This is a genomic window from Robiginitalea insularis (assembly GCF_052497835.1).
In genome coordinates this window covers 2116462-2138627 of the sequence record NZ_CP199296.1, presented here as the reverse complement: position 1 = coordinate 2138627, position 22166 = coordinate 2116462, and the positions used below count along the sequence as shown (strand labels likewise).

The 22166-nt window shown below is 46.9% G+C and carries 22 protein-coding genes and 1 pseudogene; 10 read left to right on the top strand and 13 right to left on the bottom strand.

Annotation, left to right across the window (positions count from 1 at the left end):
- Positions 1 to 29: 29 nt before the first annotated feature.
- The 3 genes from ACT6NV_RS09685 to radC are packed head-to-tail and all read right to left on the bottom strand — an operon-like array spanning position 30 to position 2716.
- On the bottom strand, positions 30 to 719 hold the full coding sequence (locus tag ACT6NV_RS09685) for a YjjG family noncanonical pyrimidine nucleotidase (RefSeq protein WP_445384269.1): 690 nt from the start codon (positions 717 to 719) through the stop codon (positions 30 to 32).
- Positions 712 to 2040, bottom strand: coding sequence for a polysaccharide deacetylase family protein (locus ACT6NV_RS09680; protein WP_445384268.1), 1329 nt, complete (start codon positions 2038 to 2040; stop codon positions 712 to 714). The genes ACT6NV_RS09685 and ACT6NV_RS09680 overlap by 8 nt, the downstream gene beginning before the upstream one ends.
- Positions 2018 to 2716, bottom strand: coding sequence for a RadC family protein (radC, locus tag ACT6NV_RS09675; RefSeq protein ID WP_445384267.1), 699 nt, complete (start codon positions 2714 to 2716; stop codon positions 2018 to 2020). The genes ACT6NV_RS09680 and radC overlap by 23 nt, the downstream gene beginning before the upstream one ends.
- Positions 2717 to 2796: 80 nt before the next feature.
- On the opposite strand from radC, the gene ACT6NV_RS09670 reads away from it, so the two are divergent.
- Positions 2797 to 3240, top strand: a complete 444-nt coding sequence (locus tag ACT6NV_RS09670) for a DUF1569 domain-containing protein (RefSeq protein ID WP_445384266.1) — start codon at positions 2797 to 2799, stop codon at positions 3238 to 3240.
- Between the two features lie 29 nt (positions 3241 to 3269).
- On the opposite strand, the gene ACT6NV_RS09665 is transcribed toward ACT6NV_RS09670, so the two are convergent.
- Positions 3270 to 4625, bottom strand: a complete 1356-nt coding sequence (locus ACT6NV_RS09665; RefSeq protein WP_445384265.1) for a UDP-N-acetylmuramate--L-alanine ligase — start codon at positions 4623 to 4625, stop codon at positions 3270 to 3272.
- A 132-nt stretch (positions 4626 to 4757) separates the two neighbouring features.
- On the opposite strand from ACT6NV_RS09665, the gene ACT6NV_RS09660 reads away from it, so the two are divergent.
- The 3 genes from ACT6NV_RS09660 (at position 4758) to ACT6NV_RS09650 (ending at position 6315) form a co-directional block, all read left to right on the top strand.
- A complete protein-coding gene (locus ACT6NV_RS09660; protein ID WP_445384264.1) occupies positions 4758 to 5075 on the top strand; it encodes a cupin domain-containing protein in 318 nt (105 codons plus the stop codon).
- Positions 5076 to 5089: 14 nt separating this feature from the next.
- Entirely contained in the window at positions 5090 to 5875 is a 786-nt protein-coding gene (locus ACT6NV_RS09655; protein ID WP_445384263.1) for an SDR family oxidoreductase, read from the top strand.
- Positions 5876 to 5940: 65 nt separating this feature from the next.
- Entirely contained in the window at positions 5941 to 6315 is a 375-nt protein-coding gene (locus tag ACT6NV_RS09650; protein WP_445384262.1) for a DoxX family membrane protein, read from the top strand.
- 35 nt (positions 6316 to 6350) lie between these two features.
- On the opposite strand, the gene ACT6NV_RS09645 is transcribed toward ACT6NV_RS09650, so the two are convergent.
- The 7 genes and pseudogenes from ACT6NV_RS09645 to ACT6NV_RS09615 all read right to left on the bottom strand — a co-directional run bounded on the left by ACT6NV_RS09645 (position 6351) and on the right by ACT6NV_RS09615 (position 13222).
- Positions 6351 to 7079: a LytR/AlgR family response regulator transcription factor gene (locus tag ACT6NV_RS09645; protein WP_445386685.1), complete on the bottom strand. Its 729-nt coding sequence runs from the start codon at positions 7077 to 7079 to the stop codon at positions 6351 to 6353.
- Positions 7076 to 8131 carry a sensor histidine kinase gene (locus ACT6NV_RS09640; RefSeq protein ID WP_445384261.1) on the bottom strand — a complete coding sequence of 352 codons (1056 nt, stop codon included), beginning with the start codon at positions 8129 to 8131 and terminating at the stop codon, positions 7076 to 7078. The genes ACT6NV_RS09645 and ACT6NV_RS09640 overlap by 4 nt, the downstream gene beginning before the upstream one ends.
- A gap of 572 nt (positions 8132 to 8703) precedes the next feature.
- Positions 8704 to 9417 (bottom strand): annotated as a pseudogene (locus ACT6NV_RS09635) (alpha/beta hydrolase family protein); the annotation flags it as partial.
- A 346-nt stretch (positions 9418 to 9763) separates the two neighbouring features.
- The gene (locus ACT6NV_RS09630; RefSeq protein WP_445384260.1) at positions 9764 to 10279 is read right to left on the bottom strand and encodes a DUF4199 family protein; all 516 of its coding nucleotides are present in this window, start codon (positions 10277 to 10279) and stop codon (positions 9764 to 9766) included.
- 205 nt (positions 10280 to 10484) lie between these two features.
- Positions 10485 to 11006: a DUF4136 domain-containing protein gene (locus ACT6NV_RS09625; RefSeq protein ID WP_445384259.1), complete on the bottom strand. Its 522-nt coding sequence runs from the start codon at positions 11004 to 11006 to the stop codon at positions 10485 to 10487.
- Between the two features lie 57 nt (positions 11007 to 11063).
- A complete protein-coding gene (gene obgE, locus ACT6NV_RS09620) occupies positions 11064 to 12065 on the bottom strand; it encodes a GTPase ObgE (protein WP_445384258.1) in 1002 nt (333 codons plus the stop codon).
- Positions 12066 to 12106: 41 nt separating this feature from the next.
- Positions 12107 to 13222 carry an adenylate kinase gene (locus tag ACT6NV_RS09615; protein ID WP_445384257.1) on the bottom strand — a complete coding sequence of 372 codons (1116 nt, stop codon included), beginning with the start codon at positions 13220 to 13222 and terminating at the stop codon, positions 12107 to 12109.
- Between the two features lie 131 nt (positions 13223 to 13353).
- Between ACT6NV_RS09615 and ACT6NV_RS09610 the strand changes: the two genes are divergently transcribed.
- Genes ACT6NV_RS09610 through ACT6NV_RS09600 form a run of 3 tightly spaced genes read left to right on the top strand, consistent with a single transcriptional unit; the run spans position 13354 to position 17088 of the window.
- A complete protein-coding gene (locus ACT6NV_RS09610) occupies positions 13354 to 14523 on the top strand; it encodes a 5-(carboxyamino)imidazole ribonucleotide synthase (RefSeq protein WP_445384256.1) in 1170 nt (389 codons plus the stop codon).
- Entirely contained in the window at positions 14516 to 15013 is a 498-nt protein-coding gene (gene purE, locus ACT6NV_RS09605) for a 5-(carboxyamino)imidazole ribonucleotide mutase (protein WP_445384255.1), read from the top strand. Before ACT6NV_RS09610 ends, purE begins: the two co-directional genes overlap by 8 nt.
- Before the next feature lie 47 nt (positions 15014 to 15060).
- Positions 15061 to 17088 (top strand): M3 family metallopeptidase, encoded by a 2028-nt coding sequence (locus ACT6NV_RS09600; RefSeq protein WP_445384254.1) that lies wholly within the window; start codon positions 15061 to 15063, stop codon positions 17086 to 17088.
- Positions 17089 to 17108: 20 nt separating this feature from the next.
- Here ACT6NV_RS09600 and ACT6NV_RS09595 read toward each other — a convergent pair whose 3' ends face one another.
- Positions 17109 to 17486: a rhodanese-like domain-containing protein gene (locus tag ACT6NV_RS09595; protein WP_445384253.1), complete on the bottom strand. Its 378-nt coding sequence runs from the start codon at positions 17484 to 17486 to the stop codon at positions 17109 to 17111.
- Between the two features lie 54 nt (positions 17487 to 17540).
- On the opposite strand from ACT6NV_RS09595, the gene ACT6NV_RS09590 reads away from it, so the two are divergent.
- Entirely contained in the window at positions 17541 to 18107 is a 567-nt protein-coding gene (locus ACT6NV_RS09590; RefSeq protein WP_445384252.1) for a sigma-70 family RNA polymerase sigma factor, read from the top strand.
- 4 nt (positions 18108 to 18111) lie between these two features.
- Positions 18112 to 18345 (top strand): hypothetical protein, encoded by a 234-nt coding sequence (locus tag ACT6NV_RS09585; RefSeq protein ID WP_445384251.1) that lies wholly within the window; start codon positions 18112 to 18114, stop codon positions 18343 to 18345.
- Positions 18346 to 18352: 7 nt separating this feature from the next.
- On the opposite strand, the gene ACT6NV_RS09580 is transcribed toward ACT6NV_RS09585, so the two are convergent.
- Complete coding sequence (locus ACT6NV_RS09580; protein ID WP_445384250.1) at positions 18353 to 19204, bottom strand: hypothetical protein; 852 nt, start codon at positions 19202 to 19204, stop codon at positions 18353 to 18355.
- 109 nt (positions 19205 to 19313) lie between these two features.
- Between ACT6NV_RS09580 and gcvP the strand changes: the two genes are divergently transcribed.
- Positions 19314 to 22166 (top strand): aminomethyl-transferring glycine dehydrogenase, encoded by a 2853-nt coding sequence (gcvP, locus tag ACT6NV_RS09575; RefSeq protein WP_445384249.1) that lies wholly within the window; start codon positions 19314 to 19316, stop codon positions 22164 to 22166.

Sequence of the window (22166 nt, the reverse complement as noted above, 5' to 3'; positions counted from 1 at the left end):
GGGTTCATACAGTGTTCAATAAAATAACTCTATAAGTAGCTTTTTATTTCCTGAAGATGATGAATTATAGGACAATATTCGTGAAGGGGTTCGTTATGCACGTTAAAATGCAGCGCCTGCAACCCGGCCTTCCGGGAGCCAATGATGTCTGCTTCCAGGCTGTCTCCTATCATCAGGGCCTTTTGTGCCGGAACCTCTGCTACTTCCAGGGCCATTTCAAATATTTTAGGATCCGGCTTTCTGACACCCGCCCTTTCAGAATCAATCACCTCTATAAAATAAGGTGTTAACCGGCTATTTTCCAGCTTTCTGTGCTGCACCTCGCGAAACCCGTTGGTTATGATATGCAATCTGTATTTTCCCTTCAGGTATTCCAGGACTTCAATACTGTGGGGCATCAGATGGGTTTTAGAAGATAAATGCCGGATATACTCATCGGCCAGCAATAGTATCTGCGTATCCGATATAGTATAATTTAACCGGTCAAAAACTGTTTTCAGCCGTTCGTACCGGAGGCGTTCCTTGTTTATCCGGCCTTCCCGGTACATTTTCCAGTACTGCAGATTCAGCGGGATGTAGATTTCAAGGAAATCGGGAAGCGTTACGGTCACCTCCTGCTCCCTGAATATCTGCTCGTAGGTAAGAGCTGAATTCTTTTCAAAATCCCACAGGGTATGGTCCAGGTCAAAGAAAATATCGGTTATGGGATGATCAAGCATGATATTTTTTCAGAAAAGATTCGTAGAGTTCCAGCCAGTTGATCCTTTGCCTGCCCCCCAGCAATTCGTTGGAGAATACCGCAATAAACCGTCCATTGACCTTTTTAATTTCCCGGTAGAGTTTATCGAGGTCTTCCCATAATTCTTCGGTTGAGTCATATCGCAGCAGGGCATAATCGTGCATTGCGAAAGGAAAGATACGGATGGGCTGGGCAGACTCCATTGCGATATCGTAAAAGAAAAACGGGGTACAGGTTCCTGCCCGAAACCCAATTTCATGGGTATACCCCATGGTGTAATCTTCCGTAAACTCAGCCTCTATCAGATGTCTGTAACTGTGGGGGATATCTACCCGGTTGTACCTTAAGCGGGTGTACTTTACAGGTCGGTTCAGCACATTCGACAATCGTTTTTTCTCCTCCTTCAACACATCCAGTTTCTCCGAAGCCGTGTAGGACGCCGCCAGTGATACGATGCTGTAATCGGCTACGGATTTAATGAGGTACCTGAAATGATTGTTGTTCGTTGAGACGTTCTTGTCATAGGTCGAATATTCGGCAAACTGAAAAAAGAACATGGCCTTTACCGGATACTTTTTATGCAGGGATATCAGGAAATCATAATTATTGTAGGGGTCACGGGATGGGTTAAACCATACCCTGATCCGTTCCCAGACCCTTTTTAAGCGGAATTTCGACAGGTCCAGCATCATCCCGCCAAAGCTGCGCAGCACCCCACGCCGGGCATAGCAATGCGAGGTAGTTACATCAATTATAGGAGTAAAGGAATAGTTTCTTGCTGTAGCCTCAAGATCCGGGAAACGCTGCTGCAGCAATCCGAGCATCTTATAAGCCCAAAGGTCCACTATGGGCATTTTGAGAAAGTTGTGCTGGAAGGCCAGGCTCTCCCGGGGCGAAAATCTCCCGTGAATATCCTTTACATGCGGAAGGTACTCCTCATACCGGCTGAGCAGGAAGAAAGCAGCTGCGAATATATCGAAGGGGAGGTTACTCCGCTCATTTGTCCTGAAGTAGCAGGGCAGCTCATCCCATGTCTCAACCTGAATAGCCAGCTCGTCTATTCCCTGCTGGAAAAGCAATTCGTGGCTTCTGATGAAAAACTCGTTTTGCAGCGGCTGCCGGGTATATGTAATCTTGGGGCCCTTGTGCCTGATAAAATCCTCTACCGTACTGCTGTAACTGATCTCTATCCCCAGTATATGCACGAAAAGATGCCGGGTCACATATGTAAACCTTGGGGTAATCTCGTGGGTGTAAATCAGTAGCACTTCCGTTACCTTAAATAAGTTGATGATCTGCAAAGCTATAATATTCCGCCTCGCTAATCACTAAATGATCCAAAACCTTCAGATCCATCAGGGCTGCCGCTTTGATTATCTTCTTTGTAATCTGAATATCCGCCTTACTGGGCGCGGTTTTCCCTGAGGGATGGTTATGCGCTAAAATAATACCTACAGCCCCCACCTCCAATGCATTCTTTAAAATTAATCGAACATCCACCAGCGTTGCCGTAAGCCCTCCCTTGCTTAATTGAAAACGATGCATAACTCTGTTGGCATTATTCAGGTACAAGATCCAGAATTCTTCATGCGGCAGATCTGAGAGAAACGGCTTCAGTTCTTTATAGGCATCCCGGCTCCCGCCAATGGTATTGTGTTGTTCGGCCGGTTCACGTGCCAGCCGCCTTGCAAATTCAACAAGCGCCAGGATACAGGCAGCCCTCGCCTGCCCTACCCCTTTTATCTGCATCAAGCGGGAGGCCGATAGTTTTTCAAGGCCTTTAAAACCTTTCCGACTGCTCAGGAGGATTTGCCGGGCAAGGTCTATGGCATTGGCTTCCCTGGTACCACTCCCCATAATAACGGCCAGCAACTCCGCATCACTCAGAGAATTCCTGCCCTCCCTCAGCAGTCTCTCACGGGGCCGCTCTGCGGTATCCCACTGGCAAATCGGGATGTATTCCATTTCCTTTTTCATGGTGGAAATAGAAACGATTTTTAGTGAAATTCAACAGCAGCCGCCACTATTTATTGTAATTTTATACAAACAGAATTACCGTGAAATCATTGCTGGAAACAGACGGATACGAAGACATCAGGAGTCGTCTGAAAAAACTTCAACCCGAAATGAAGCCCCTTTGGGGAAGGATGGACGCGGCCCAGATGGTCTGGCACTGCCAGATACCGCTTGAAGTAGGCATAAAAAATAAACTGCCCAAAAAGAAAGGTAACCTCCTGATCCGGTTGTTCTTTAAAAAAAGCCTGTACAACGATAAACCCTGGAAGAAAAATCTCCCCACCATTCCAAGGGCAAGAGCGACAGAATCAAAAGATTTCAATCAGGAGTACGAGAGGTTACTGGAACTCGTAGATACATTTCACCACTTAAAATCTCGGGAAAGCTGGAATCCGCATCCCATGTTTGGCAGCCTTACCGCTGAACAATGGGGAAAGCTGGAGTACAAACACCTGGACCACCACCTGCGGCAATTCGACCTGTAAGTGACCTGAAACCTTTAAAGCAGAGGGAATCAAGGCAATGTATCCGCCAGAGCCTTCATGTTAAGCCCCCCGTAATTACCGCTACTCATAAAAAGGAGCACCGAATCCTCAAATTCCTTCCCAAAAAGAAAGGTTTCCAGTTCCGTTCCTGAGGTAAATATTTTTAAACCCTTATTGGAAAAAGCGCTTTTTATATCATCCGGAAGTACAGCCGGCAAGCCTTTGATCTCTAAAGATTCCGGGACATAAAAGACAAGTGCCTCGTCCGCCGCATCCAGGCTTCCCCTGTACTCCTTTAAAAATGTGTGGTTAAGGCTGCTGTAGGTATGCAGTTCCAGGCAAGCGATGAGCTTTTTATCCGGAAACTGCTCCCTCACGGCACGCGTCGTTGCAGCTACCTTTGAAGGGGAATGCGCGAAATCCTTAAATGCAATACTGCTGTTGCCCTGCCCCAGCACCTCCAGTCTTTTGGAGGCCCCTTTAAAAGAGGCAATAGCTTCATAAAATTCCAGTTCGTCTACCCCCATTTGCTGACAAATCCATTTGGCCCCTGCCAGGTTACTGAGGTTGTGTTTCCCAAAAATATGCAAAGGGAGCGGGCCTTCAGGGGTTTCCAGATAGGTCTTCCCGTCTTTTAAGGAATACTGAGGGGTCTTGTAGGGGAATTTTCGTACTGCTGCCTGCAGGGATTCTACCATATCCCGCACTTCTGCGTCCTCTTCATTATAGGTAATACTGCCTCCGGGGACAATGGCCTGCAGGAATCCCTCAAACTGCTCCCTGTAATTTTCAAATGTTGGGAAGACATTTATGTGGTCCCAGGCAATGCCGCTAAGCAGGGCAATATTAGGTTTATAGAGGTGAAATTTAGGCCTTGGGTCAATTGGGGAGGAGAGGTATTCATCCCCTTCCAGCAGTATAAAATCATTTTCAGCTGTAAGATGCACCATACGGTCGAACCCCTGTAATTGTGCCCCCACCATATAATCTACTTCCTTGTCCCAATAATTCAGGACGTGTAATATCATGGACGTAATAGTGGTTTTCCCGTGGCTTCCCCCGATTACCACCCTTGTTTTGTGCTCCGATTGTTGGTATAAAAACTCCGGGTAAGAGAACACAGGCAACTCCAGTTCCTTTGCTTTCAACAATTCCGGATTATCCGGTTTGGCGTGCATCCCGAGGACAATTGCATCCAACTCAGGAACGATTTTTTCAGGATACCAGCCAAAGGCCTCAGGGAGTATTCCCGCTTTTTGCAAACGGCTTTTTGATGGTTCAAAAATAACGTCATCGCTTCCGCTTACCTGGTAACCCTTATCATGTAATGCCAGAGCGAGGTTGTGCATGGTACTTCCGCCTATGGCTATAAAATGTATGCGCATCTGAAATAAAACTTGACCGCAAAGATAATCATTGCCTCCTGCTTTCAGGCATGGCTTTTATGACAGATTCCCTTTCTGTTCTATATGCCCGGAATACCTTATTTTTATTTCGATTAATCAGAGACACAGCACATGGACTATTCAATAGCGCAAATTCCTGAAAAGGAGATTATTCCCGGATTCCGGGGTAAAATGATTCACGGCAGCGAAATGAGCCTGGTTTTCTGGGAAGTTGAAGAAGGGGCTGAGGTGCCCGAACACCAGCACAAAAACGAACAGATCATGCACGTGATGGAAGGTCGTTTTGAGTTTACCTTATCCGGAAAATCAAGGGTTTACCAAAGTGGAGACATTGTTCTGATCCCGCCTTTTGAACCCCATAGTGGTAAGGCTATTACGGCTTGCCGGATAATGGATATTTTCAGCCCGGTACGAGAAGAATACAGATAAAAATACCCTTTCCAATGCAAATTTCACTCCATAACAAACATGCCCTGATCGGGGGAAGCAGCAGGGGAATCGGAAGGGCCGTTGCATGCCAGTTGGCAGACAGCGGGGCCGAAGTGACCCTGGTTGCCAGGAGTAAGGATCAATTGGCGGCTCTTACCGATGAACTGCAAACCAAAACGGGCCGGAAACACCACTTTTTGGTACTGGATTATTCCGACCACAGCAGCTATGCCGAAGCTATTTCTGCCTACATCGAAAAGCGGCCTGTGGATATTCTGGTAAATAACACCCAGGGGCCGGCGCCCGGAACGGGCCTGGAAAAAGGGGTAGGAGATTATCAGGAAGCTTTTGACATTCTTTTTAAATCGGTAGTGCACACCACCCTGGCTGCCCTCCCCAATATGCAAAAAAAAGGTTGGGGCCGGATAATCAATGTTGCATCTGTATCCGTAAAGGAGCCCCTGGGCTACCTGGCCCTGTCCAATACGATCCGGGCAGCGGTCGTGAGCTGGGCCAAAACCCTGGCCGCCGATGTGGGCCCTTTCGGGATAACCGTAAACTCAATCCTCACCGGTTACTTCGATACGGAACGCCTGCAGCAACTCAATGAGAAAAAAGCACAACAGATGGGGATTGCCCCTGAAGAAGTGGTCTCCCGCATGGAACAGATGGTCCCTGTACGCAGGCTGGGCAGGCCGGAAGAATACGGTTACCTCGCGGCATTTCTGGCCTCTGAGGCGGCATCTTACCTTACCGGAACAGCTATCCCCCTGGACGGAGGATTGCTCCGCTCTTATTAATCCGCTGACATTTTTGGAAGAAAATGATTAATTTAGGAACTATAAACTCCTAAAAAACCTGACCGATGAATTCAAAAGTATTTTTAGTGGTCCGCATCCTGCTGGGCCTTTTTGTCCTTGTATTCGGGCTGAATAAATTTTTCAGCTTTATACCGATGGAAGCCCCAACAGGGGATGCCGGAGCCTACTTTGGGGCACTGGTAAATACCAAAACCCTGACCCTGGTTGCCCTAGTGGAAATTGTAGCAGGTCTCTCCCTGATTGTTAACAAATTCGGAGCGCTGATGAGCCTGATTCTGATGAGTGTTTCCATCAATGCCGTCCTCTTTCATGCCACCCTGGATCCGGGAGGGATTGCAGGTGCTATTGTTCTGTTAGTCCTGAACCTTATTGTCCTGTATGGATACAAGGAAAGTTACCAGCCCTTGTTAAAGGGGTAAATAATAGTTAAAATGCCGCGCTCTGCGGCATTTTTTTATAAACTGAGGCGATCCCTGAAGGCGGAAGACTGTCTTCTTGAAACCGCTACTTCCGTTTGGTCCTTCAAACGCAATTTCAGTGTGCCATTGAACCACGGAATCACTTCTTCTATAAAGTTTACGTTTACTATTTGCTGTCGGTTTACGCGGAAAAACACTGTTTCAGGCAACTTCTCTTCCACCTGGTTGAGTGATTTATATAGCAGGGGCTTCTGATCCTCAAACCACACCCGGGTGTAATTGCCGACTATTTCAAACAATCGGATCTGCCCGATCCGCACCAGCCAGCATTGCTCCCCGTCTTTAATAAATATCTGACTGCTTTCAGTAAGGCTCTTTTCGGTATTCCCTCTCTCTTCCGGGGCCTGCAGCCGTTGTTTGGCCTTTTCCAGGGCAGCACCGAAACGTTCCGGGCTAATGGGTTTCAGGAGGTAATCCAGGGCGTTGTATTCGAAAGATTTAATGGCGTATTCATCGTAGGCCGTTGTAAAGATGACCACCGGCACCTCATCCAGCATCTCCAGTAATTCAAAACCATCCTTTTCGGGCATGTTGATATCCAGAAACAAAAGATCCGGTTGCATTTCACCAATCATTTCATAGGCACTGTCTACATTCTCCGCCTCGCCAAGGACATTGATTTCGGGATGGGCCCTGATCAACTCGAGCAGTTCCTTGCGCGCCAGGCGCGAATCCTCCACAATAAGTGCCTTTATCTCCATTATTTTGGAATATTTATCACTGCAACCACTTCCCCTTCCCTCTCATAAATCTTAAAATCTGCAGTATTTCCAAAAAGCAGTTTAAGCCGCTGCCGGATATTTTTTAGCCCCAGCTGCGTTGAACCGTTTGAAATTTTTAAGCTGCCAGTATTGCGCACTTCAATCCGCAACGAATCACTTGTCTCTTCTATAGTGAGGGTGATGGTTCCACCGGCCTTTAAGGCAGAGATTCCGTGTTTTACGGCATTTTCCACCAGCAACTGCACAATCATAGGAGGAATTTGCCTGTCCAGTACCGATTTTTCCACTTCTTTGTGAAACTGCAACCGATCCTCCAGCTGTATTCTGGATAGTCCTATATAATTATCCACCATTTCCAGTTCTTCCCGAAGCGAAATGGCATTTACGTTATTCATGCTGAGGGAATAGCGAAGCATCTCGGAGAGCTTAGTGAGCATCTCCCGGGCTTTGGCAACGTCTTCCAGCATGAGCCCGCGGATATTGTTCAGGCTATTGAACATAAAATGCGGATTAATCTGTCCTTTAAGGGTGTTGAGCTGGGCCTGTTTCAGGCTCGCATTCAGTTCCAGCCGTTCCATCCGGTCTCTGTTGATCTTTAAAAGCAGTTTGATGACCAAATAGCAAAAGACCCAGCCAAAAATGAGAAAAAGGGAATTGATTATAAGGAGCCAGGGGCTATCGTATGTTTTTAATATTTCCAGGTCCAGTTCGTTCAGTTCAGGACCAAATTTGACGTATATATAACCTAAGGCCAGATTCAGCAAACCAAAAATAGCTGAGGTAATTAATGTAGCCAGTCCTATTCGCAGGACCTCTTTTAATCCGAAGTTATCATAATGAATCCTCGTCCGCAGATAATAGCGCAAAAGAGAAGTTGTGCCCACCCCTATCAGCGTACCGGTAACAACAGAAAAAATGATAAAGGCATTGGAAAGTTTCCCAAGGAAGAGTACGGAAAGAAGATTAATGGACCCCCAGCCCAAAAACTGCAGACCCCAGAAAATACGATTGCGATTCTTTTCTGTTATTTCCATTGGCTGCAAAAGTAAGTCTTTGACACCTTTTTAATAGTATGCCAGCCATAAGAACATCCTTCCGTAGAGATATCCCAAAAAAAGGATGGCAGATATCAATAACAGTTTTCTCAGGCCCCAACCGGGTTCAAGGGATATCTGTAAGATATTTTGAATAAGCCTCATTGAATTGTATGTTTTTACTAATCGCATATATAACGGTTTATTAATTGATGATAGTATACAGGCCCTGGCCAACCAGATAACCTAAGGCGGCTGAAATGACCAAAACCCCGAGGGTAATTAAAACAATTCTCAACTGTAATTTTTGCATGATTATCTCTTTGATGCTCAGTATTTAAATCTAAAACAGCACAGTTAAAACCAGTGCGACTACAAATTTGACTATTACTAACATTTTTATACTATTTAGGGTTCTGTTGAATTGATATCCCAAAAGTAATGACAGGGTATCCCCTAATAAAGTATATTATGACCAATGGTCATATAGCCTGACTGAACGGTAGTCTGGAGCGGATCAATTAAAAAAGGGAGCCCGAAGGCTCCCTTTCTAGGATCCGAATTTATTTCGATTACCCTTTGATTGGGGCTGGAATTTCCTGCTGGCCCAGATGTTTTGAGAAAAAGCCCATCATGGCTTTGTACAGCTCTATGCGGTTCTCTTCTTTCCCGAATCCGTGTCCTTCGTCGTATTTAACCATATAGGGTACATCTACCCCTTTAGCCCGTAGTGCCTGCACAATCTGATCGGATTCGTCAATATTGACCCTGGGATCGTTTGCCCCCTGCACTACAAAAAGTGGTTTTTCAATTTTATCTATCTGATATACCGGGGAGACTTCCTCCATTATGGCTTTTTCCTCCGGTACATCTTCATCATACCATATCTCTTTGATGATCTTTAAATACGGTTTCCAGTAGGGTGGGATGGTCTTCATAAAGGTAAATAGGTTGGAAACCCCTACATAATCAACCCCGCAAGCGTAGAGGTCCGGGGTTTTGGTAAGGCCCCTGAGCACCGCATATCCTCCGTGGCTTCCACCATAAATAGCAGCCTTATCCTTGTCTACCCAGCCCTCTTCAACCACATATTGAAGGCCATCTTCAACGTCATCCATGGCTTTGCGGCCAATTTGCTTGAACCCTGATTCCAGGAATTCCTTTCCATACCCCCCGGATATGCGAAAGTTGACCTGGAGGGTAGCGTAGCCCCTGCTGGCGAATAATTGCGCTTCAGGATTGAAGCCCCAGGAATCCCGGATTCCCTGCGGTCCCCCATGGGGATTCCTGTTGCTCCCTGAGAAGGGCTGTCCATTGTTGCCGTATAGCCGTCTGCCACCTTAGTCAGATGAAATACCAGTGGCAATTCCGTTCCCTGTACGTTAAGGTTACCTTTCCAGGCCCCGCTGAGGTCCTGTGCTATAAGGCTTGCTCCGGTAAAAAAAGCTACCGCCGTATAAAGAAAGAAAACATAGATTCGATTTTTGATTTTCATGTCTTTGTTGATTTTAGGTTTTATTGATTGTATAATAGATAAGTATTGGGAACAAGCAAATTGTTACTGGTTTCGTGAATCAAGCGTAGTGGCGATTAGTCACTATGATTTTATACACCTTTTTAGCCTTTTGTTCATTAATCCTCTTTTCTTGATTTTATCTTATGTGTAATCACAAAAACAGTCGAAACGATTATTCCTATAATGAACTGCGGTACTGCGTAGGAGATCAAGGAACTGGTGAACATTGGAAGTACTTCATAGGATTTTCGGAAACCATTTATTTGGCCGTCAATTTGATCGGCAGATACATTGGATTCTCGCATGGAAGTTGCCCAGGTTTCAGAAACAGTATCTATCCAGGAAGGATCTAAATAACGGGTATATATGAACATATACGTCTGAAAGATCAATCTTGAAATAAGGATTATTCCTAAAATAATCAAAATAGCATTTAGTAAATTGAGTTTTATTGCGCCACTTTTCTTCAAATCAATAAGACATAGGATCGAAAAAACTACTACCAATAAATAGGTCAGTACTAAAAACCAATTTGTTAATCCTAGCCCCATCCACGTGAGTATCTGAGTTCCGAGGGCTACTGAAGCACCAAATAAAAACCCCCATTTTAATATTTTTTTTAGTCCCATCATTCTAATATCTTATTGATATTTATTTGCTGAATTGGTTTTACACGTATTTCCTTTGTTGAACCAACCTAATCATTTTATGACTGGTCCGAATGAAGGTCAAAACCTGATAAGGACTAAATTAAGGGTATAGGCCAGGGTTACAATCTGAATTATGATAAGCGGTAAATCTGCCGCCTGAACGGTATGGTATTCGCCTTTTAAGGTATCAATTCCCGGGTGGAAAAGCTGAAAAAACTTTTTGGGCAATGTCATTGAAACGAGCTACACGAGCCTCTGGCGCCAGCGTATCGTCTATTTTTACACTACAGAAAGCCTGCCATATTAAAGCTTCGCGCTGCCGATCCAGCAGGTCAAAAGTGATTTGATATTGCAGTGCGGGTCCTGAGACGGGAACCCCGATGGAAATTCCTCCCCCAACATTGCGTCCGCCGCCCCCCATGCCTATTCCTATATTGCTGGAAGGAGGGGTCTCAACCAGGACACTGTTGACATTGATCCAAAAGTCAGGTTCTTCCGAAAACTTAAACCCCCTCGAACTTAAGGCCCGGTTTGTAGCCTCCAGAAGCCGGCGCTCGTCCAGTTCGCCAAGCCCGGAGTTCAGTTCCGGGTAATAGCCAAAAGTGTTGTACCCCTCAAAGGAGACTTGCGGGTCGTAGTCGTAATTCACGCGAATACCCGCACAACCCGTAATCAGTAACAAAATCATAATGGCGAAGAGCCGCTTCACAATAATTCTTTTATTAAAAATACGGATAAAGGAGAGGTTTTAAAAAAGTAGGCGCACTTATTCGTTTAACAGCTTCCATAGCTGATCCTTGAGCCTTTCGATGCCCAGCCCGGAAACGGAAGAAATGAACATAAACGGAATGTCTGTTAGTTCCTCTTTAAGCAAAGTGTCCATCTCGGAAATCAGTTCCTCATCGAGCATATCGCATTTTGAAATTGCCAGCAGACGGCGTTTATCAAGCAATTCGGGATTGTACTTCCGCAGTTCTTCCAGCAGTATTTTATATTCAGCGGAAATGTCTGCAGAATCGGCCGGGACCAGGAATAACAGGGTGGCATTGCGCTCTATATGCCTCAGGAAATAATGGCCCAGCCCCTTGCCCTCAGATGCACCTTCGATTATTCCGGGGATATCTGCGATTACAAAACTTTGAAAATCCCGGTATTGGACTATCCCGAGATTGGGCTTCAGGGTGGTGAATTCATAATCGGCTATTTTGGGCTTAGCCGCCGTTAAGACAGATAAAAGGGTAGATTTCCCGGCGTTGGGGAAGCCAACCAGGCCCACGTCTGCCAGAACCTTCAGTTCAAGGATAATATCTTTTTCCGCTCCCGGTATTCCGGGCTGTGCGTAACGGGGGGTCTGATTGGTGGCAGATTTAAAATGCCAGTTGCCCCTGCCTCCCATTCCTCCCTGAGCCAGGATTTCTTCCTGCCCATCCTCAGTGATTTCGCAAATAGTCTCTCCTGACACAGTGTCCTTGGCAACCGTCCCCAGCGGAACTTCCAGATAGACGTCTTCCCCGTCGGCTCCCGTACTGCGCTGTTTGCCGCCATGCTCCCCGTGACCGGCTTTAAAATGCCTTTTAAATTTGAAGTTCAGCAAGGTCCACAGGTTTTTGTTCCCCTTAAGGATCACATGCCCGCCGCGACCACCGTCTCCTCCGTCCGGACCACCCTTGGCAACATATTTTTCCCTGCGTAAATGCGCAGATCCCTTGCCCCCGTTTCCCGAACTGAGATGGACCTTAACATAATCGACAAAATTTCCTTCTGTCATGGGTTATAATTTAGGGCGTCCGGCGAATTCCGGGGTATGCCTCAGAGTTGATCGATTACCGCGGATAACCTTCGGGTAATCTCCTGTATCTCCCCGATACCATTTACACTGTGAAATTTGCCCTGCTGTTGGTAGTAAGCTTTCAGTGGGGCTGTCTTGGAATTGTATTCCTCAAAGCGGTTCCTTATTTTTCCGGCATCCTGATCGTCTGCCCTTCCTGAGACTTTTCCCCGTTCCAGCAACCGCTCAATCAGGACCTCATCATCCGCCTCAAGGGCAATGGTAGCATCTATAGACATCTCCTTGCTCTCAAGAAAATTATCGAGTGCTTCAGCCTGTGCAGTAGTTCTGGGGAAACCGTCAAAGATAAAGCCGGAAGCCTCTGTGGCTTTTTCAACCTCTTCCTGCAGCATGCGGATGGTAACTTCATCCGGCACCAGATCGCCTTTATCCATGTAGGATTGGGCCAGTTTGCCCAATTCGGTTCCATTTTTGATGTTGTAACGGAACACATCTCCGGTGGAAATGTGCTTTAAGCCATAACGCTCCTTCAGAAAGGCAGCCTGGGTTCCTTTTCCGGCCCCTGGTTTTCCGAATAAGACTAAATTAATCATGGGTTGTTTCTTAAGTTGATATACGTTGCGCAGGTTTCGGCCCTGTTCCCTGTAATCCAGACCATATCCTACTATAAATTTATCCGGGATTTCGATACCGAAATAATCAATGGGGTATTCTCCATTATAGATCTCCGATTTGTAAAAAAGGGAGGCAATCTTAAAATCTTTTACGTTCTTGTTGGCGAACATATGCACCAGTTCCTGAAGCGTCCTTCCGGTATCGACTATATCTTCCAGTATAATCACATGCCGGCCTTCAACCTGCTCGGGCAGGTCCAGCAAGGTTTCAACTATCCCCGTTGAGGTGAGCCCGCGATAGGAACTGAGCTTTACAAAAGAGACCTCGCAGGGATAAGGATAGCACTTGAGAAAATCCGAGGCAAACATAAAGGCACCGTTCAGTACCCCTACGAAAATGGGAACCTCATCTTTGTAATCCCTCGCGATTTCATCTGCGATTTTCTGCACGGCCAGTAATATCTCCTTTTCAGAAAGGAAAGCCGTGAATTTTTTGCCGTGAAGGGTTACTGAATTTTTCATCCTTGCTCAAAACGCGAATATAGTGTTTTGATTTCTCTTTTTAAGGCGGCTTCCTGAGCTTTCTAAGAATTAAGCGTATTTTTGTCTGACCTGAGAAATAACACCAAAAAAAGAAAAGGAAAGACAGCCATATGAGTTTTTTTTCGTCAGATTTTACGCTTGGAATACTCGGAGGAGGACAACTGGGCAAAATGTTGTTGTACGAAACCCGTAAATGGGATATCCAGACAAAGGTTATAGATCCTTCAAAGGCTGCTCCGGCCAGGCTCGCGGCCAATCGTTTTGAATCCGGGGATCTGATGGATTACAAGACTGTTATGGAATTCGGCAGGGATGTGGACCTTTTGACTATAGAAATTGAGAATGTAAATGTTCAGGCGCTCGAAGATCTTGCAGAGCAAGGCAAAAAAGTATACCCATCGGCCAGGAGCCTTCGCGTTATTCAGAATAAAGCCAGCCAGAAATTGTTTTATATAGACCATGGCATTCCCACGGCAGATTTCAGCCGCTTCGCCTATACCAGTGAGATCAGGGACAGCCTGGCCAACGGCGGGCTGTCCCTACCTTTCGTTTGGAAAAGTGCCCAGTTCGGATATGACGGGCAGGGTGTGAAAATCATACGGACCCTGGATGACCTCAAAGGCCTGCCCAATGTGGAATGCATTGCCGAAACCCTGATCCCTTTTAAAAGGGAGCTGGCGGTAATTGTAGCACGAAGTGCGAATGGGGAAGTAAAATCCTATCCGGTGGTTGAAATGGAATTTCACCCGGAAGCCAATCAGGTGGAGTATGTACTTTGTCCTGCGCGCATCCCGGATACCATTGCCCAAAAAGCAAGGGCTGTTGCCCTGAAGGTTTCTGAGCAGCTCAAACACGTTGGATTACTTGCCGTGGAGCTTTTTCAAACGCAGGATGATCAGATCCTGGTCAACGAAGTAGCCCCCAGGCCCCACAACAGTGGCCATTATTCCATTGAGGGTAGTTATACCAACCAGTTTGAACAGCATCTGCGGGCTGTACTTGGCCTGCCCCTTGGGGAAACGGAAAGTAAGGTTGCTGCCGTGATGGTAAACCTGGTGGGAGAAGAAGGTTATAAGGGCGATGTGGAGTATGAAAACATCGATAAAATATTAGGACTGAAGGGAGTCACCCCCCACATTTATGGAAAACGGGAGACCCGTCCTTTTCGCAAAATGGGCCATGTAACCATTGTGGATCCCTCCATTGATGAAGCCCGAAAAACAGCTGCTTTGGTTAAAGAGCAGATTAAAGTAATTTCTAACACCCGGATTAATGAGTAAAGTAGCAATAATCATGGGAAGCACCAGCGACCTTCCCGTTATGCAGGAAGCCATCGACATCCTCAATACGCTGGAAATCCAGACAGAAGTGGATATTGTCTCTGCCCACCGCACCCCGGAAAAACTCGCGGACTACGGGCAAAATGCACATAAAAGGGGGATTTCCGTAATCATTGCAGGTGCTGGTGGCGCTGCCCACCTCCCCGGAATGGTTGCCTCTTATTCCCCATTACCTGTAATAGGGGTGCCGGTCAAAAGCAGTAATTCCATAGATGGATGGGATTCGGTCCTTTCCATTTTGCAGATGCCCGGAGGAGTCCCTGTGGCAACTGTAGCCCTGAACGGAGCTAAGAATGCAGGTATTCTCGCGGCCCAAATCCTTGGAAGTGCAGACGATAAAATTCTGGACCGTATCCTGAAATACAAAGAATCCCTTAAGGAAAAGGTGGAAAAAGGAGCCGCTGAGGTCCGCAATAAGTACAACCGTTAATACGGGGAGATCCAAAACAATCGATAACTTAAAAATTTTTCTGATCCATGAAGAATCCTTTGCTGGATGTATTCGACCTTAGTCCCTTTTCCGCAATAAAAACCAGTGATTTCAAGCCAGCATTCGAGTCTGCAATAGAAACGGCCAGGCAGGAAATTGATGCAATCACGCAAAATCCGGAAACACCTACTTTTGAAAATACCATTGCCGCCCTAGATTATTCCGGCTACCAACTGGATAGGATCAGCAGTATCTTCTTCAATTTGAATTCTGCTGAAACCAATCCGGAAATCCAGGCCCTGGCCCAGGAGATCTCCCCTATGCTATCGGAATTCAGTAATGACATCACGCTGAACCAGGCACTTTTCAAGCGTGTAAAAGCTGTTTATGATCAGACGGCCAGCCTGAATTTAAATCCTGAAGAAGAGATGCTCCTGGATAAAAAATACAGGCATTTCCAGCGGAACGGGGCACTTCTGGGAGAAGATGATAAAGCGGAATTGCGAAAGATAGATGCAGAACTCTCCAAACTGAAATTGACATTTGGCGAACACGTCCTGGAAGAAACCAATCGTTTTGAACTGGTGCTTGAGGATGCAAAAGAGCTGCAAGGGTTGCCCGAAGCCATCAGGGAACAAGCGGCCGAGCTGGCCAAACAGCGCAATAAAAAGGGATGGGTATTTACTCTTGACTACCCCAGCTATATTCCTTTTATGAAATATTCCGCCAGGCGGGAACTCCGTAAAAAAATGGCGCTGGCCTTTGGCAGCAAAGGATTCCATGGAGACCAGCTCGATAACCGGGAAATTGTTTTGAAAATAGCTGGCCTTCGCCACCAGAGGGCAAAGCTGCTCGGTTTTGAAAGTCATGCCCACTTTGTGCTGGCAGAGCGTATGGCCAAATCTCCTGAAGCGGTTCAGGATTTCCTTAAAGAGCTGCTGGAAAAAGCGCTGCCTGCAGCAGAGCGCGATTTGGAGGAATTAAAGGAATTTGCAAAGGAAACCGGTGGCATATCCGAATTACAAAAATGGGACAATGCCTATTATTCAGAAAAATTAAAGCAGCAAAAGCACGCCCTCGATGACGAAATCCTGAAACCCTACTTTCCTCTGGAAAGTGTTTTGGAAGGTGTTTTTACGGTTGCAGGGAAACTCTTCGGGCTTCGCTTTCAGGAAGCCCCGGAAGTGGATAAGTACCATAAAGAGGTTCGTGTTTTCAGGGTATTCGACCAGGACAACAAATTTATTTCCCTTTTTTATGCAGACTTTCATCCGCGTCCGGGGAAGCGGGGGGGTGCCTGGATGACATCTTACAAACCCCAATTTCGCAGGAATGGAACGGATGAGCGGCCACATATCTCCATTGTGTGCAATTTTAGCAGGCCCAATGGGAATATCCCTTCCCTGCTGACCTTTAATGAGGTTACCACCTTATTTCACGAGTTTGGCCATGCTCTGCACGGCATGCTGGCCAATACAACCTACCCCGGCCTTTCAGGGACTTCCGTATACTGGGATTTTGTGGAACTTCCCAGTCAGATAATGGAAAATTGGTGTTATGAACCCGATGCCCTGAAACTCTTTGCGAAGCATTACCAATCCGGGGAGATCATTCCCGATGCCCTGGTGGAAAAAATAAAAGCCAGTGCAAATTTCCAGGAAGGAATGGCCACGGTCCGGCAAATCAGTTTTGGGCTGCTGGATATGGCCTGGCATGGGAGCGATCCATCGGAGGTAAAAGACGTCAAACAATACGAACAAGCGGCATTCGGGAAAACCCAGCTTTTTCCGGACCACCCGGATACCTGTATGAGCACTTCTTTCTCCCATATTTTCCAGGGCGGTTATTCTTCAGGCTACTACAGTTATAAATGGGCAGAGGTCCTGGATGCAGATGCCTTTGCTTTCTTCAAGGAAAAAGGAATATTCAACGCTAAAATTGCATCCCTTTTCAGAGAACACATATTGAGCCGGGGCGGAACAGAAGATCCAATGGAGTTATATAAGCGCTTCAGGGGCAGGGAACCCGATATACAGGCATTACTGGAGAGGGCTGGCCTTTTGGAAACCCACTGAGTTTTCTAAAGCCCTCTTGTTTATTTTTTTGCAGCAGCGAAAGCCTCATAGCCTCCCGTAAGGTCTATCACCTCAAAACCAAGGGAGTCCAGGGCAGCAGCCGCTCGGGCACTTCGCCCCCCTTTCTGGCAATAGACGTAAACTTTTTTGGAGGGATCCATATCAGCCCAATGGGCTTTAAAATCAGCTGCCAGCCAATCGATATTGATTGCCCCGGGGAGATGGCCCTCTTCAAATTCCTCGGGAGTCCGGACATCTACAAGGATGGCGTTTGCTTCCATATTATCGGAAGAGAATTCTGTTATGGGCATTTGTTTTTTGGGGGTACATCCAATCAAAATAAAAAGGAGCAGAAGGCCCAGAACACTGTTTGTGGATTTAATTGCTGATTTTTCCATCACACTGTAGATATAGGTTATCCCCCAAATTTACGGTATTTTTGATCAATCTATATGGATAGGGATAAACCAACATTAAAACCGGAAAACTGGGTAGACCGCTATGCAGACTACCTTTTCAACTATGCGGCCGCGCGGATCAGTGATCCGGAAACCGCGAGGGACCTGGTGCAGGAAACCTTTATTGCCGGCTTAAAAGCTGCTTCGAATTTCAAGGGAAATGCCTCTGAAAGGACCTGGCTTATTGCTATTCTGAAACGAAAGGTTATAGACCATTATCGCAAATCAAATACTGCCAAAGGCAGGGCTGAGGTAAAGATGTCTTACAGTAGTCAGACCGATTTAGAAGGAGACTGGCTGGAACAGCAGGTGGCAGACCCTGATAGCACAAGAGAAAATGACAGCCTGGAGAATGAAGAATTGGGACTGGCCATCCAAAATTGCATCTCCCAGCTACCCGAAAAACAGGCTAAAGTCTTTACCCTGAAAACCATTAAGGGACTAAGTACGGAAGATATTTGTAATGAAATGGGGATAAACCCGTCTAATCTCTGGGTGATGATCCACAGGGCGCGAACAGCCTTAATGGGGTGCCTCAACCAGGATTGGTTTAAAAAATAGGCAGATGATAACATGTGAGAAAGCTGCAAATATTTGCAACAAAAGCCAATACAGGGAAGCGGGCTTTCTGGAGCGGATCCAGTTGGGTCTGCATTTACTGGTTTGTAAAACCTGTGCCGGGTTCTCTTCAAAAAACAAACAACTTACCAGCCTCTGCAAGCAGGCCCATCTCAGGACGCTTTCCGAAAGGGACAAGGCTGCGATGAAACAGCGTCTTTTAAGGGATCTCAAAGAATAAGGGACACTCAGCTGAGGTATTCTATGAGGTACATTGACAGGAAAACCAGAATGGGGATACTTTCAATCCCAAAAGAGGCGTAATACCTTTTCTGTGGCAGGGAACTACCCCACAGACCGCCCAACAGCAATACCAGCGCAATGGTTTTACCGTAACTATCCAGGCTCTCCGGGTTTTCTTTGAGGAACCCCAGGCCATAAAAACAAAGGGTAAGAAAGTAGCCCAAAAGCAGCGTATTGCGCTGCCCAATCCGCTGGGGAATGGTTTGAAGGGACAGGGGATCCAGATTCATATCGCGAATTTCAAAAGGCAACATCAGGATAATGATCCAGAGGAACCGCTGCAGGGTTTCAAGCCAGAAATTCCATTGCCCGAATACGGCTGTTTCCCAGAGGGGAATACTGACGCTTACGAGGGTCCAAACCAATGAAACCCAGATAACCTTTAAAATTCCGAAGCTACGAAGGTTGCGAACCCCTGGCAGTACAGGGATACCGTACAAAAAAACAAAGATTACGCAGCATCCCAAAAGAATAATGGTATCCAAAGGCAAATAACAGAGCTGAATTAATGCCACGCCCAAACAACAGAGGCTAAAAATAAGAAGCAAGGCGTGTCCGCCGCGAAAATCCCAGCGGTATTTCCAGGGTTCCACCCCGTATTTGATAGCGTTATAACCGGCAATCCCCCCGAAGAAAACAAGTGTGTAATAAGCAGGAGCTACCGGAATACGGAAGACCATCTCAGTCACCGCTATCAGGGCAGTGAGGGCCAGTGCCGCATGAATACTGGCTTTTATATACAGCCGAAAGAATAACCGAAACCACTGCATCCTCCCAAAGGTAGACAAACTGTTCATAAGCCCCGGTTTTCGTTAAAAACTTTAGCATTTTCTGGCCCAATAAAGGGGTGTAAATCCAAGAATTAATACCTAATTTTGCAGTCTTTAGAGTCTCTAAAATTCTGCTATGATAACAGATCAATTTGCTTCCCGGCATTTGGGTATCCGGCCGGATGATTTAAACAGGATGCTGGATGTAATAGGGGTTGACAGCCTGGACCAGCTTATTGAGGAAACCGTTCCCAGGGATATCTTTTTAAAGGCCCCTATGGACCTGGATCCTCCCATGTCCGAATACGAATATCTGCAACATATCCATCAGTTAGGCAGGGAAAATGAAATGTATAAGTCCTACATAGGCCTTGGATATCACGCCTGTATCACCCCTTCAGTTATCAAGCGGAATATACTCGAAAACCCGGGATGGTACACAGCATACACCCCTTATCAGGCAGAGATTGCTCAGGGACGCCTTGAGGCCCTGCTCAACTATCAAACCATGGTCTGTGAACTGACCGGGATGGAGCTGGCCAATGCTTCTCTTTTGGATGAGAGTACAGCTGCAGCCGAGGCGATGACCATGCTCTTCGATTTGCGAAGCAGAGAGCAGAAAAAATCAGATTGCCTGAAATTCTTTGTTTCCAATCAGGTGCTGCCTCAGACGCTTGCATTATTACAAACCCGATCCAAACCCCTGGGTATTGAATTAATTATTGGTGCTGCAAATGGCGCAGTCCTGGACAACTCTTACTTCGGGGCATTGCTGCAATATCCCGGAAAGGACGGCAGTCTGGATAATCCTGAAGCTTTTATTTTACAGGCACATGCCCTGGATATCAAAGTTGCAGTTGCTGCAGACCTGATGAGTTTATGTCTGCTGGTTCCCCCTGGGGAATTTGGTGCCGATGTTGTTGTGGGTACCAGCCAGCGATTCGGGATTCCTTTGGGATACGGAGGGCCGCACGCGGCTTACTTTGCAACCCGTGAGGCGTACAAACGAAATATTCCGGGCAGAATTATCGGGATGAGCAAGGATGTAGATGGGAAACCAGCCATGAGAATGGCCCTTCAAACCCGGGAACAACATATTAAAAGAGATAAGGCCACTTCAAATATCTGTACCGCCCAGGTCCTGCTGGCGGTCATGGCCGGAGCCTACGGCGTATACCACGGCCCCCAGGGCCTTAAAAATATTGCAAACCGCATTCATGCTGCCGCCCTTAGCCTTGGAAACGGGCTGAAACAACTTGGGATATCCGTGGATAAGCAGGGATATTTCGATACTGTTTCCATCGCATTCCCTGTGGAAAAGCTGAGGCCCCTTGCAGAAGCGGCGGAGCTTAATTTTTACTATGCAGACAAAGAGCAGGTTTGTATTTCACTTAATGAAACCACCAGCCTGGAGGATATCAATCAAATACTGGAGGTCTTTGCAAGCGCAATGAAAAAATCAGCTCCGGTTCTTACTGACTGGGCCGAGGGAACAAACATCCCGGAAGGGCTTCAACGCCAATCCGCTTACATGGAACAGGAGGTTTTTAACCGCTACCACTCGGAAACCGAGCTGATGCGTTACCTGAAAAAGCTGGAGCGTAAAGACCTGGCGCTTAACCATTCCATGATTTCCCTGGGTTCCTGCACCATGAAGTTAAATGCGGCAACCGAAATGCTGCCCCTGAGTATGCCCGAATGGGGGAATATCCACCCCTTTGTTCCTGTAGAGCAGGCAAAAGGGTATCAGAAAATGCTCTCAAAACTGGCAGCCGATCTTACCGAAATTACGGGCTTCGCTGCAACCTCCCTGCAACCCAATTCCGGAGCACAGGGGGAATATGCAGGCCTGATGCTGATCAGGGCCTATCATGAAGCCAGGGGAGAAGGCCACCGCAATATATGTCTGATCCCTTCTTCTGCCCATGGCACCAACCCCGCATCGGCTGTTATGGCCGGCATGAAAGTGGTGGTGACAGCTACAGACGAAAAAGGGAATATCGACATGGCCGATTTGGAACAAAAGGTGATCGCCAACAGCGCAGAACTGGCCGCCCTGATGGTGACTTACCCTTCCACCCATGGGGTATTCGAATCCACCATTAAAAAAGTAACCCAGCTGATCCACGACCATGGCGGGCAGGTCTACATGGACGGGGCAAACATGAATGCACAGGTTGGCCTGACCAACCCGGCAACCATTGGTGCGGATGTATGCCACCTGAACCTGCATAAGACTTTTGCCATCCCACACGGAGGAGGTGGCCCAGGGGTAGGCCCTATCTGTGTAGCCCCGCAGTTGGTACCTTTCCTGCCGGGCAACCCGCTGATCAAAACCGGGGGTGAACAAGGGATACCTGCCATTTCTGCAGCTCCCTGGGGAAGTGCCCTGGCCTGTCTGATTTCCTATGCCTATATCAGGATGCTGGGATCAAAAGGCCTGACACAGGCAACCCGAATTGCGATCCTCAATGCCAACTATATCAAAGAACGGCTTAAGGATTCCTACCCCATTCTATATACCGGTGAAAAGGGAAGGGCAGCACATGAGATGATCATTGATTGCCGACCGTTTAAAAAACATGGCATTGAAGTAACCGACATCGCAAAAAGACTGATGGATTACGGTTTCCATGCACCTACGGTTTCCTTCCCGGTTGCAGGCACCATGATGATAGAACCTACAGAAAGTGAAAGCCTTGAAGAGTTGGACCGCTTCTGTGACGCACTGCTGTCTATCCACGGGGAAATTATGGAATCGGATGAACCGAACCCCCTGCTCAAGAACGCTCCGCATACCATGGAAATAGTAATGAGTGATAGCTGGGATCAGCCCTACAGTCGTGAAAAGGCAGCCTTTCCGCTCCCCTATGTCATGGAAAATAAATTCTGGCCATCCGTCAGAAGAGTTGACGATGCTTACGGGGACAGGAACCTGATCTGTACCTGCGCGCCCATAGAGCAGTACGCTGAAGCGGAGGATTCTTAA

What these genes read in the sequence shown, in the direction of transcription:
- ACT6NV_RS09685 (WP_445384269.1), bottom strand. Translation starts at nt 719, where the DNA reads ATGCTTGATCATCCCATAACCGATATTTTCTTTGACCTGGACCATACC.
- radC (WP_445384267.1), bottom strand. Translation starts at nt 2,716, where the DNA reads ATGAAAAAGGAAATGGAATACATCCCGATTTGCCAGTGGGATACCGCA.
- ACT6NV_RS09665 (WP_445384265.1), bottom strand. Translation starts at nt 4,625, where the DNA reads ATGCGCATACATTTTATAGCCATAGGCGGAAGTACCATGCACAACCTC.
- ACT6NV_RS09660 (WP_445384264.1), top strand. Translation starts at nt 4,758, where the DNA reads ATGGACTATTCAATAGCGCAAATTCCTGAAAAGGAGATTATTCCCGGA.
- ACT6NV_RS09655 (WP_445384263.1), top strand. Translation starts at nt 5,090, where the DNA reads ATGCAAATTTCACTCCATAACAAACATGCCCTGATCGGGGGAAGCAGC.
- ACT6NV_RS09650 (WP_445384262.1), top strand. Translation starts at nt 5,941, where the DNA reads ATGAATTCAAAAGTATTTTTAGTGGTCCGCATCCTGCTGGGCCTTTTT.
- ACT6NV_RS09640 (WP_445384261.1), bottom strand. Translation starts at nt 8,131, where the DNA reads ATGGAAATAACAGAAAAGAATCGCAATCGTATTTTCTGGGGTCTGCAG.
- ACT6NV_RS09630 (WP_445384260.1), bottom strand. Translation starts at nt 10,279, where the DNA reads ATGATGGGACTAAAAAAAATATTAAAATGGGGGTTTTTATTTGGTGCT.
- obgE (WP_445384258.1), bottom strand. Translation starts at nt 12,065, where the DNA reads ATGACAGAAGGAAATTTTGTCGATTATGTTAAGGTCCATCTCAGTTCG.
- ACT6NV_RS09615 (WP_445384257.1), bottom strand. Translation starts at nt 13,222, where the DNA reads ATGAAAAATTCAGTAACCCTTCACGGCAAAAAATTCACGGCTTTCCTT.
- ACT6NV_RS09610 (WP_445384256.1), top strand. Translation starts at nt 13,354, where the DNA reads ATGAGTTTTTTTTCGTCAGATTTTACGCTTGGAATACTCGGAGGAGGA.
- purE (WP_445384255.1), top strand. Translation starts at nt 14,516, where the DNA reads ATGAGTAAAGTAGCAATAATCATGGGAAGCACCAGCGACCTTCCCGTT.
- ACT6NV_RS09600 (WP_445384254.1), top strand. Translation starts at nt 15,061, where the DNA reads ATGAAGAATCCTTTGCTGGATGTATTCGACCTTAGTCCCTTTTCCGCA.
- ACT6NV_RS09595 (WP_445384253.1), bottom strand. Translation starts at nt 17,486, where the DNA reads ATGGAAAAATCAGCAATTAAATCCACAAACAGTGTTCTGGGCCTTCTG.
- ACT6NV_RS09590 (WP_445384252.1), top strand. Translation starts at nt 17,541, where the DNA reads ATGGATAGGGATAAACCAACATTAAAACCGGAAAACTGGGTAGACCGC.
- ACT6NV_RS09585 (WP_445384251.1), top strand. Translation starts at nt 18,112, where the DNA reads ATGATAACATGTGAGAAAGCTGCAAATATTTGCAACAAAAGCCAATAC.
- ACT6NV_RS09580 (WP_445384250.1), bottom strand. Translation starts at nt 19,204, where the DNA reads ATGAACAGTTTGTCTACCTTTGGGAGGATGCAGTGGTTTCGGTTATTC.
- gcvP (WP_445384249.1), top strand. Translation starts at nt 19,314, where the DNA reads ATGATAACAGATCAATTTGCTTCCCGGCATTTGGGTATCCGGCCGGAT.